This is a genomic window from Solibacillus sp. FSL W7-1472 (assembly GCF_037969775.1).
GTDB lineage: Bacteria > Bacillota > Bacilli > Bacillales_A > Planococcaceae > Solibacillus > Solibacillus silvestris.
In genome coordinates, this window is sequence record NZ_CP150208.1 from 3,682,840 (window position 1) to 3,694,833 (window position 11,994).

The 11,994-nt window shown below is 36.7% G+C and carries 10 protein-coding genes; 2 read left to right on the forward strand and 8 right to left on the reverse strand.

Annotated features, from left to right (window positions below; translation table 11 throughout):
* Positions 1–44 precede the first annotated feature (44 nt).
* The 8 genes from MKY07_RS18395 to hflX all read right to left on the reverse strand — a co-directional run bounded on the left by MKY07_RS18395 (position 45) and on the right by hflX (position 9,683).
* Entirely contained in the window at positions 45–1,082 is a 1,038-nt protein-coding gene (locus tag MKY07_RS18395) for a siderophore ABC transporter substrate-binding protein (RefSeq protein ID WP_008405840.1), read from the reverse strand.
* 184 nt (positions 1,083–1,266) lie between these two features.
* Positions 1,267–2,034 (reverse strand): ABC transporter ATP-binding protein, encoded by a 768-nt coding sequence (locus MKY07_RS18400; RefSeq protein WP_008405841.1) that lies wholly within the window; start codon positions 2,032–2,034, stop codon positions 1,267–1,269.
* A complete protein-coding gene (locus tag MKY07_RS18405; protein ID WP_008405842.1) occupies positions 2,031–2,987 on the reverse strand; it encodes an iron chelate uptake ABC transporter family permease subunit in 957 nt (318 codons plus the stop codon). The genes MKY07_RS18400 and MKY07_RS18405 overlap by 4 nt, the downstream gene beginning before the upstream one ends.
* Positions 2,974–3,930 (reverse strand): ABC transporter permease, encoded by a 957-nt coding sequence (locus tag MKY07_RS18410; protein WP_008405843.1) that lies wholly within the window; start codon positions 3,928–3,930, stop codon positions 2,974–2,976. The genes MKY07_RS18405 and MKY07_RS18410 overlap by 14 nt, the downstream gene beginning before the upstream one ends.
* A gap of 277 nt (positions 3,931–4,207) precedes the next feature.
* Positions 4,208–5,317, reverse strand: coding sequence for an o-succinylbenzoate synthase (menC, locus tag MKY07_RS18415; RefSeq protein ID WP_339263325.1), 1,110 nt, complete (start codon positions 5,315–5,317; stop codon positions 4,208–4,210).
* 50 nt (positions 5,318–5,367) lie between these two features.
* Positions 5,368–6,201 (reverse strand): GNAT family N-acetyltransferase, encoded by an 834-nt coding sequence (locus MKY07_RS18420; protein WP_008405845.1) that lies wholly within the window; start codon positions 6,199–6,201, stop codon positions 5,368–5,370.
* Between the two features lie 400 nt (positions 6,202–6,601).
* A complete protein-coding gene (locus MKY07_RS18425) occupies positions 6,602–8,086 on the reverse strand; it encodes a peptide MFS transporter (RefSeq protein WP_008405846.1) in 1,485 nt (494 codons plus the stop codon).
* 316 nt (positions 8,087–8,402) lie between these two features.
* Entirely contained in the window at positions 8,403–9,683 is a 1,281-nt protein-coding gene (gene hflX, locus MKY07_RS18430) for a GTPase HflX (protein WP_008405847.1), read from the reverse strand.
* Between the two features lie 320 nt (positions 9,684–10,003).
* Between hflX and MKY07_RS18435 the strand changes: the two genes are divergently transcribed.
* Positions 10,004–11,167 (forward strand): SAM-dependent methyltransferase, encoded by a 1,164-nt coding sequence (locus MKY07_RS18435; RefSeq protein WP_339263326.1) that lies wholly within the window; start codon positions 10,004–10,006, stop codon positions 11,165–11,167.
* A 202-nt stretch (positions 11,168–11,369) separates the two neighbouring features.
* Positions 11,370–11,990, forward strand: coding sequence for a DUF47 domain-containing protein (locus MKY07_RS18440; RefSeq protein ID WP_008405849.1), 621 nt, complete (start codon positions 11,370–11,372; stop codon positions 11,988–11,990).
* The last annotated feature ends 4 nt before the right edge of the window (positions 11,991–11,994 follow it).

An 11,994-nucleotide genomic window follows, 5' to 3' on the forward strand; every position in this document is an offset into this window, starting at 1 on the left:
AAAAGGCACGCCTCTACTTGAGAGACATGCCTTCTTTAATTATATTATTTTAATTCGTTTAAGATTTCATCTAATTTTTCTGCTTCAGTTGTTACTCCGTTAGAAGAGAAGTACCAGTTTACGCCATCAAGGTAAACGATTTTGCCTTCTTTGTAAGCACGCGTTTGTTTGATGATATCGTTTTCGATGTCAGCTTTGATTGTTTCTACATCAGATGCTGTACGGTCGATGATTAATAATACTTCCGGGTCTACAGAAAGAATTGACTCATACGAAAAGTCAGAACCGTGTGATGAAGCTTTGATCTCAGTTGTTGATGGTTTAAAACCAAAGTCATTGTATACGTATGCGAAACGAGAATCTTCACCGTTGTCGAAACCAGAGATTTTTTTGTCGTTGTACATTGCTACTAATGCATTTTCATAGCCAGCTGCTTTTTCTTTTACAGCGTCAACTTTTTCTTGTAATGCAGCTTTTAACTCTTCAGCTTTTTCTTGTTTCCCGAAGATTTCAGCAGCTAAGTCAACTGATTCGTATACACCTTCAACATAGTTTGAGTTATCAGAACCGATGAATACTACGTTTGGTGTAATTTCTTTTAATTCTTCATAGAAAGAACCTTGACGACCTGAGATGAAGATTGCATCCGGGTTAGCAGCTGCTACTTTTTCGAAGTCGATCTGTTTTAAAGAACCAACATCAGTAATTGAATCATTTAAATATTTTTCTTTTAAATGCTCAGGGAAGTTACCTTTACCGCCGTTAGCAGCGATACCAACGATACCTTCAACACCTAATGCATCAAGTGTATCTAAGAAACCATAGTCAAATACTACGATGTTTTTTGGCATTTCTTCAAATGTTACATCTTCAAAAGTAAGGGATTTACCGTCTTCTGTTTCACTACCCGCTGATAATGGAGATACTGTCATTGGGAAAGCAGGGGCTTCCGTAGATGAAGTTGTTTCTTCTGTTTTAGCTGGTTCGTTCGCTTCATCTTTTGTAGATGTTTCTTCGTCTGAACCACAAGCTGCTAACATTAATGTTAATGCTGCTGCCGTTAAAAATTTCCACTTTTTCATTGTTACTTTTCCTCCTAAAATACCCTCAAGCGAGAGTGATAATCGTTTTCAATTAACTAACGTTAGTGTAAATCAACTGCCTATAGTTGTCAATGAATATTCTGAAACTAATATTCATTCTCAATTAAATTTACAAATTAAATACATAAGCGAGCAAAGCTTATGCATTTATCCGCATTTTTATTTAACTATGTGAATTAAAATATACACAAATACGACAGCCATCTTGTTCCTGCACCGGAATATGCATATCATATACTTCTCGTAATGCTTCAGAGTTAATAATCTCATTTGTTGGACCATCTTTTACAAGGCGTCCATCTTTCAATGCGACAATCCGATCTGAATATACTGAAGCAAAGTTAATATCATGTAAAACAATTACTACTGTTTTGCCTAACTCATCAACAAGCTTGCGTAAAATTTTCATAATTTGAACAGAGTGCTTCATATCCAAGTTGTTTAAAGGCTCATCCAGTAAAATATATTCTGTATCCTGAGCGATTACCATCGAGATAAAAGCACGTTGCTTTTGACCACCTGATAATTCATCCAAAAACTTATGTTCCATTTCACCAAGTGTCATATATTCAATTGCACGGTCGATATGCTGCTCATCTTCTGGAGTCAAACGACCTTTCGAATATGGATAACGGCCAAATGATACAAGCTCACGAACTGTTAAACGCACATTTAAATGATTTGACTGACGTAAAATAGCAACGCGTTTCGCAAAATCATTGGACTTCATTTTTTTAACATCACTTTGATCTAAAAATACTTCACCTGTATCTGCATCAAGCAACCGGCTTACCATTGATAATAATGTAGATTTACCTGCTCCATTCGGTCCGATAAACGAAGTAATTGCTTTCGGCTGAATAGTTAATGATACATCCTCAACAACCGGTTTTTTTCCAAAGCTTTTAGAAAGCCCTTTAATTTCAATCATCCTGCTTTCCTACTTTCCTTCAGTATTAGGTAAATAAAGTAAAGTCCACCGACAAAGTTAATAATAACGCTGATCGTTGTACTTAACTGGAATACATGCAGTACTAAGAACTGCCCACCGACAAGTGCAATAATACTAATTAAACTCGCACCCACTATTAAAACCGAATGCTTGTACGTAGCAAAAAACTGATATGCCAAGTTAGAAACGATTAACCCTAAAAATGTAATCGGACCAACAAGCGCAGTAGATGTTGCAATTAAAACTGAAGATAAAATTAATACTTTCAATACTATTCTATCATAATTTACACCTAAGTTTATCGCATTCTCCCGACCTAGTGACATGACATCTAAATCTCGCAATAAACGGTAACCGTAGATAAATGAAGCCCCTAAAATAATGACAGCAATGAATAGCAGCTCTGTTTTCACATTCATGAAACTAGCGAACAGACGTGTCTGTAAGCTTTCATATTCTACCGGGTCAATTATTACTTGTAAAAACGTTACAAAACTGCCGAGCAATGTTCCGATTATCATTCCGGCAAGTAAAAGCAGGAAAATCGGATGTTTATCTGCCCTGAACAAGAAACGGTATAAAATCAGTGCGAAAATTACCATCGCCAAAATTGATAAACCAAAGTTTAAATAACGACTTACTACAAAGATTGACGCAGATCCTGCAAAGAAGAAAATAACCGTTTGCACTACTTCATACATCGAATCGACGCCCATCATAGATGGTGTCAGTAAACGGTTATGTGTAACCGTCTGAAATGTAACGGTCGCATATGCAATCGCCGTTCCTGTAATTACCATTGCGGCTATTCGCTCTAATCGCTTTGGAAAGGCATAACTGAAACCGCCCTGAATATTGTAAAAAGCAAATAACGCAATACATACCAGTGCGATAATTGCTAAGAAAATCAACTTCGTACTATTTTTTCGCATATGCTTTCCCCCTAAATAACATTACTAAGAAGATCGCACTGCCGATTACCGCAACCGTTGTGTTTACGGGAATTTCAAACGGGTATACAATTAAACGACTTAAAATATCACACATTAATAGGAATGCTGCACCTAAGAAGATTGTATGCGGAATTGTTTTACGTAAATTGTCTCCCATATATAATGAAACCAAGTTCGGTACGATTAATCCTAGGAAAGGTATAATCCCTACCGTTAAGACAACTGTAGTGGAAATAATCGCTACTAGTACTAAACCAAGATTCAATACGGTACGATAGCTTAAGCCAAGATTTTTGGCGAAATCTTCACCCATGCCAGCAACTGTAAACTTATTGGCATATAAATACGCAAGGAAAATTGCAGGCACCGCTACATAAAGCAATTCATAGCGACCTGATACAACAAGTGTAAAACTTCCTAGAAAGAATGTATCTACACTTTGCAGCACATCCGCCTCATACGCAAGAAATGTTGAAATGGCACCAATAATATTCCCATACATAATCCCGATAAGAGGTACAAAAATAACGTCCTTGAATTTAATGCTTTCAAGAAGACGCATGAAAACCATCATACCGATCAGTGCAAATGTAAAACTGAATATAATTTTCTCCATATACCCAACACTTGTAAAAAATATCATTGATACAACAATACCTAGCTTTGCCGCATCAAGCGTACCAGACGTTGTCGGCGATACGAATTTGTTACGGCTTAAGCTTTGCATAATTAATCCTGAAATACCCATCCCTGCCCCAGCAAGTATAATTGCCATTAATCGCGGTACTCGACTCATTAAGAAAATTTGCATTTTATCTGAATCCCAATCCAATAAATCAGATGGCTTAATGTCGATAGCTCCGATAAACAATGATAAAAAGGACAGGACGATAGTCGCTACTACGAGCATCCAAAGTCTCATTTCATTCTCCCACTATTCTTTATATATTTTATACCTCTATATATTACGTAAATTCTAAATGAAAATGAGAATCATCTCTTTCCCTACATCATTATATAATTGCTAATAATGAAAATCAAACAGACAATTTATAATAAGTTATTTTAAAAGAAGAATAGACTGAAAAATGTACTTTTAGAGCGTTTCTCCGCTTTAATTACGCATCCTTTCTCTTTATTAATAGGAAGAAAATTCAAATTAAAAAAGACCACAATTATTAAAAATTGTGGCCTTACATTTATAATCGATATGTTTTTTTACTTACACTATACTTATTTAATGCTTCGCGATTCACATTATAGCCAAGCCCTTTTGACTTTGGAACAGTAATGTAGCCATCTGTAACGGTTACTTCAGGTTGAATAATATCTTCATGCCAATAACGTTCAGAAGCAGCAGTATCTCCAGGCATTATAAAGTTTGCAAGACTTGTCAGTGCAACATTTTGTGCGCGGCCGATACCCGCTTCCAGCATTCCTCCACACCACACAGGAATATTGTGTTCCATACAGTAGTCATGGATACGCTTTGCTTCGCTAATACCGCCAACTCGCGCAATTTTAATATTTATCACCCGACAGCTGCCAAGTTGAACCGCTTTTCTCGTGTCCTCTAATGAAGTAATACTCTCATCTAAACAAACCGGTGTCTTTATTTGTTTTTGCAATAGTGCATGATCGATGAGGTCATCATGCGCTAATGGCTGTTCAATCATCATTAAATTAAATGCATCCAACTCTTTTAAACGATCGACGTCATCTAATGTATACGCAGAATTTGCATCTGCCATTAAAGGAATTACCGGGAATGCCTGCCGAATTGTTCGGATTAGCTCAATATCTTTGCCTGGCTTAATTTTTACTTTAATTCGTTTATAGCCTTCATCCATAAACTGCTGAATTGTTTGGATCAGCTGTTCATCTGTAGGCTGTAAACCGATGCTGATTCCTACATCGATTTTTTCCCGGACTCCTCCAACAGCCGATGCCAACGATTGGTCCGTTAATTGAGCATAAATATCCCACACCGCTCCTTCAATCGATGCTTTCGCCATATTATTGCGTCGAATCGGACGGAATATTTCATACACGTCATCCGGATGCTTTAATTCTTTCCCAAGCAATGCAGGGATTAAAAAATCCTCCAATAAATGAAGCGAAGTTTTAAATGTTTCTTCTGTATAGGAAGGCTCCTCAAATGCAACCCCCTCGCCCCAACCGACTACACCACTTTCATCTGTCGCCTCAATAACTAAAAAACGCTTGTCTTGCATTGTACCTAAGCCTGTCGTAAATGGAGTTTTCATTCGCATCACTAGTTCATGAATTGTTACTTTTACTAATTTCATATTTGTTGCTCCTAATAATATTCAACCGCCGAATCATTCACTAATTGATGCTAAAGAGCAAATAATGAACGCTTTACAAGTAAGTAATGGCTAATATTATCATCTATTTTGTTTAAATAAATTATTTTATAATTTTGATCAAACATTGCTTGTAAAATGTGTCTTGTTTTATAGCGCCAATCTTCTGCTAAAGAGACACTTTCCACTTTGATTTTCTGGAAGTTCGTAGGGATTGGTAACAGATAGGCATCATGGATAAGTGACTCTTCTTTTTTGAATCTTTGCTCCGGATCCAATGTCGGAAGGCCTACCATATTTTCTTCCCAATTTACTACCGGCTTTGCTTCATCCAGTAATTCTTCCACTTTCGCATCCCAGCGCAAGTAATCATTATCTACAAGTTGCCATTCTACACAAAGACGATCTGTAGGTAATACTCGATTGAACGGATCTTCCATTTCTCCGTAGCAATTTTCTATATAAGTATCGCTGTAACTACGCAATTTTGAAAAGTTTAAAAATCCGCTGCGTGCTTCAAGAGGGTCAAATGTCCAGCGGCAAGTTCTATAACCGCGCTCTATAGCGATATCCTTTAAGTAATTTTTAAGAAGTTCTCCAACGCCTTGCTCACGATAATTACGTTTCACACCAATCATATGGGAATATAAGTATATATTCTCATCCATATATCCAGGGCAACTATAGTTAAAACCAATTATTTCATCATTTAAATATGCACCGAGTACAATCCCGCCATTGCGAATCGTCGCAATTGTCTGATGTACTGGAATGCTGCCGACAGCCCAAATTTCATGCTCTAGCTTACGTGCCTCTTCAATTTGTTCAATTGTCGTTAACTCTTTAATCATCACTGATTCTAACATAATTCTGCCTCCCCTATAGTTACTTTTCTTCATTCTTAAAAACGCCTTGCTTTACTTAGTTCTCTCCTCAATCATGCTATGTTACCATGATTTCTGAAAAAGATGTGTAACCATCGGGAATGTTCTACATATATCGGTTACCCGGTTATTTTCGACCAAATGTAGCGAATTTAACCCAAGCAGGTCTCTTTCGGCAAATGTTTTTGACAACTGCAGAAAGAAGTTAATGTGAAGAATCGATACTTCTATACTCAAAGATTTCTTAGCGCTTTGATAAGTATCATCCCAATCCCATTATATACCACATACTACCTTTTTAAGTAGTTAACTTTTATTATTCCTTATTGACCAAAAGAAAAAACCTTTATTCGCAGAATTTCTGCAAATAAAGGTTTGATAATTACTTAATACCGCGCATTGCTTTAGAGATGATAGGCGAGATTAGGAGGATAATAACACCTAATACCACCGATAAACCACCTAATACACCAAAGTAAGTTGTTTCAGATACCATTCCATAAACTCGAACTAACTGTGCGTTAATTGCTTGTGCAGCAGCTGAAGCTAAGAACCATAACGCCATTGTTTGTCCTGCGAATGCAGCTGGAGCTAATTTCGTTGTAGCTGATAGACCAACCGGTGACAGCAATAGCTCACCTAATACTAACAGGAAGATTGAGAATACAACCCAAAGTGGATTTACTAACGTATCTTCCGGAGTTAAAACGATTGCTGCGATCATTACGAAGAATGAAATACCTGCAAAGAATAAAGATAAAGCAAATTTCTTCGGAGTTGATGGTCCGCGATCCGCTAATTTCGTCCACATAATCGCAAACATTGGCGCTAGAACAATGATGAATAACGGGTTAAATGACTGGAACCATGCAGCTGGAATTTCAAAGCCCCATAAATTTAAATTTGTACGTGTATCAATGAATGTTGCAATAACTGTTGAAGATTGTTCAGCAATTGCCCAGAACATTACCGCACAGATAAATAGTGGGATATAAGCTAATAGACGAGATTTTTCGTCTGCATTTGTTTTTGGACTACGATACATATAAATAATAAATAGCGTAGGAATCATTACACCTAAGAATGTAATTAACAATGAGAAGTTTTCAATGCTTGCGTTACCTGTTTGGTAAGCTACGAAACCTAAAATCACAATAATTAAACCACCGATTGTGAAGTTACGAGTCGTCGTTTTCTTCTCTTTATCAGAAAGTGGGTTTGGTGCTACAGAACCTGCTAAACCAAGGCTCTTTTGTGACATTAAGTAAACAACTAAACCGATGAACATACCTACCGCAGCAACACTGAATCCTGCGTGGAAGCCCCAGTTCTTTTGGAATAAACCAACTAATAACGGTGCCAGGAAGCCACCCATGTTGATACCCATATAGAAAATAGAGAATCCTGAATCACGACGTGCATCATTTTCCGCATACAAGTCACCAACTACCGATGAAACGTTTGGTTTTAATAAACCAGTACCAATAATGATAAAGAACATAGATAAGTATAATGCTGTTACACCAAGCGGCAAGGCCAATAATATATGACCGATCATAATTAATATTCCGCCGTAGAATATCGCTTTACGCATACCAGTAATTCGGTCAGCGATCCACCCGCCAATAATACCTGACATGTAGATTAATGAACCGTAAATCGACATGATGATGTTTGCTTGCGTACGATCTAATCCTAATCCACCATCTTTAACTGCGTAATACATGTAGAATAGTAGAATGGCACGCATACCATAATATGAAAAACGTTCCCAAAACTCTGTAAAGAATAGTGTAAACAACCCTTTAGGTTGACCGACAAAACCAGTTTGAGGAACGGACTTCACGATTTCTTCTTTTGAATACATTTGAAATCCTCCCGATTAATAAATATTCTGACAATAAACTCTGTCGTCTGTTGTCTGACATTTGAAATAATATACTTGAACACTTTAGCCTAATAGTTGATTAAAATCAACAAATAATCAAAATGTTATAATTTTATGTTTTTTCTATATTTTCAGATAAATAAAACAGATCTTCACATCAAGATTTTTGTATTATAAATCAATTAATTCAGTAATGAAATCATTTTGACTTTTCCTTAGAAAAATAAATTTTCATTAATATAGAAAAAGACTAAAGTACAATGTGACTGCAATGTACTTTAGTCTTTTGTTTATATTATTGCTTAACAACATAAATTTCATACTTTTGATAATCCGCTTCTTTAAGTTCAAGCGTCAATAATGTACCCTCTTCTTCATACTCCGTTTCCAGAACGGTTGCCTGCTCATTTAAATAGGAAACAATTCCGCCCTGATTATATGGAATAAGCATTTGACACGTTATATAATTAGCAAAAATTTGCTGACGAATTAACTGAAGTAACTCCTCAAGTCCTACATCTTCCTTCGCAGAAAGCCAAATATTATCTCCGCTAACTAACGGATATTCTACATCAGCCAAATCGGATTTATTGTATACATATACAGTAGGAATATTTTCAACATCAATTGCTTTTAATGTCTCATTCGTTACATCCATCATAAATCGGTATTCCTCATTAGAAACATCGACAACATGCAGCAACAGGTCGGATTCTCGTGCTTCTTCCAATGTCGATCGGAAGGCTTTTACTAAATGATGCGGTAATTTACTAACAAAACCAACCGTATCAGTCAGTAAAAAGGATTTGTTATCTTCCAGGTCAATATTGCGGACCGAAGTTTCAAGTGTTGCGAACAACATATCCTTTTCAAACACTTGCTTTGTATCATCTTGCCCTGCCTTTGCAAGTAACTGGTTCATAATAGTGGACTTCCCTGCATTTGTATAACCTACAATTGATACGACAGGCACCGCATTTTTACGGCGTTGTTTACGCTGTGTTTCACGCTGCTCTTTAACTACTTCTAACTCTTTCTTGATTTTCGAAATCTGATCTTCAATTTTACGGCGGTCAAGTTCAAGTTTCGTTTCCCCTGCACCACGGTTTTTAAAGCCGCCGCCTGTTCCTCCCCCTTGACGGGATAATGATGCATGGAGCCCAACTAGGCGCGGGAGCATATACTGTAATTGAGCGAGCTCTACTTGTAATTGCGCTTCACGCGTTTTTGCACGGCGACTGAAAATATCTAAAATCAGCATTGTGCGATCAATTACTTTACATTGTAAATCACGTTCTAAATTACGGATTTGCGATGGTGAGAGCTCATCATTAAAAATAACAATGTTGGCATCTGTTTCATCAAAGAACGCCTTAATTTCTTCAATCTTCCCTGTGCCTACATAATGTGAAGGTGTGACCCGTTCCAGATTTTGCGTCACCATACCGACAACTTCTACATCTAAGGCTTGTGCTAAATTCGCCAATTCTTCCATTGAATAATCGAAATGCTCATCCTTTTGTAAATTGACGCCAACTAATACACCGCGTTCAATCAATACTTCAACATCTTTCAAATTTTTGCCTCCTTGCTACCATCTATAGTTTTTTCCCATCGTAACATACAATTCAAAAGCCTGTACAATGACAGCATATAAGCGCATTATGATACTATAAGAACAGTTATTTTTCTTCATTCATCACTCACCTTTCGCTGGTGAGTGATGAATGAAGAAAAGCCCCGGCAGATGTCACAGATTTTTTTAAGGAAAATGAAGTCAGCCTAAATACGTCACATCATGTGACAACGGCTGACTGACCCACATCCTGTGGGCCTCAAAAAATCTGGACGCAAATACGCCGAGGCGTAATTGATGAAAAAGAAAAGGCGGTTTTTATGGAATTTGAAAAAATGAAAGTGCAGCTTCATGCACTCATTTCTAATAAAACACTACTTCAGGCAACAATTAGCCAACCACGTCAGAAGTCCAATGACCTAAAACGAGTCAAACTCAAGCCGGTAGAGATTCGCGGAGACTATATGATCCAGCTGGAATTTCAATATGAGCGCATTTTAAAACATGAAAATATTACAATTGAAGATTTATCTGTAAAGCTTGATGCTCTCTTTGAACAGTTTCGTCAAGTACATGCAGAGTTTCAGGAGCAGACAGTGCAAGTGCAACTCTCTAAGAAAAATAAAGTACTTTGGAAATCCGATCAAAATACAACAGTTAAACAGGTGAACTTATCCCATAATCGAAAAAAACAGTATTTATTGGATGATTCCCGTGTTCACCCGTTTTTAGTCCGCTTAGGGGTGCAGACAGAGGACGGAAAAATAAAGAAACAGAAATACGATAAGTTTAAACAAATCAATCGCTTTGTTGAGTTTATCGATGATTCATTAGCCCATTTGCCGAAAGACAGAACGATTCGCATCTTAGATTTCGGTTCAGGTAAATCTTATTTAACATTCGCTTTGTATCATTACTTAAAAATTGAAAAGGGTCTTGATATTCATGTCACAGGCCTGGACCTCAAAAAAGAAGTAATCGAAGAATGTAATCGGATTGCTGCTGATTTACAATATGAAGATTTACAGTTTTTAGTCGGGGATATTAATGACTTCAATGAAGAAACTGCTGTAGATATGGTCGTAACGCTTCATGCTTGTGATGTTGCGACAGATATGGCATTAGCCCGTGCAGTAAGGTGGGGCGCAAAAGTTATTTTAAGTGTTCCTTGTTGTCAGCATGAGCTGAACCGTCAGCTGCAGGTACCAGCACTATCAATTATGACACAGCATGGTTTAGTGAAGGAGCGCTTTGCAGCATTAGCTACCGATTCAATTCGCGCTGAACTTTTATCACTTGTCGGCTATGATACTCAATTACTGGAATTTATCGATATGGAAAATACACCAAAGAATATTTTAATACGTGCTTACCATACCGGAAAGAAGCCAACGAGTGAGCAGCGGTTAAAGTACGACGAATTTGTGCGCTTTTTAAATGCCAAGCCATTTCTAGAAAATGAGCTGCAAGATTTACTTCTATAGCAAAATAGTTTTCTCACTTTGTTTTATTTTTTCTATTTTGTGACTAAAATTGATTACTTATTCAACTTTTCCTTTTGTTACAGAATTGTAAAGATTGATAAGGTTAGAGTAAAATTTGTATAGATTTTTTTAAGTTTTTGTTATGATAATTGAGGTTAATTTTTAAAATTATTTTAATTATATATATTCAGGAGGCAATTCCATGTTTAGTTCAAAGAAGCAAGATCCGTTTTTCTCAGCCTTATTGAAAATTGCTGAAAATATGCGTGAAGGTATCCATTATGCAAATGATTTCCGCATTGAAACGGTTGCAGACTTAAAGGAAATCAGCATTCGTATGAAACAATACGAAACAGCGGGTGATAAATTAATTCATGAATTAATCGTCATGCTTAATAAATCATTTATGACACCAATAGAGCGTGAAGATATTTTATCATTAGCGATTCGTATGGATGATGTGTTGGATGGCGCAGAAGGTACGATTGCACATTTCGAAATGTTTTCATTAACAGAAATCGATGAATCAATGCGTGATTTCCTAGCATATATCGCCAAATCTACTGATGAAATCGTTAAAGCGATGGAACTTTTAAACAAAAAAGATCTTGTTGGAATGCGCCAGCACGCCATTTTAATTAAAGATTATGAGCGTGAATGTGATGAAGTATTACGTTCTTCTATTAAAAAACTATTTTTAAACGAAAAAGATCCTATTCGTCTAATTAAATTCAAAGATATTTATGAGCAGCTAGAAGAAATTGCCGACTACTGTCAAACAGTTGCTAATACAATCGAAACAATCATTATGCGTAATGCGTAATAAA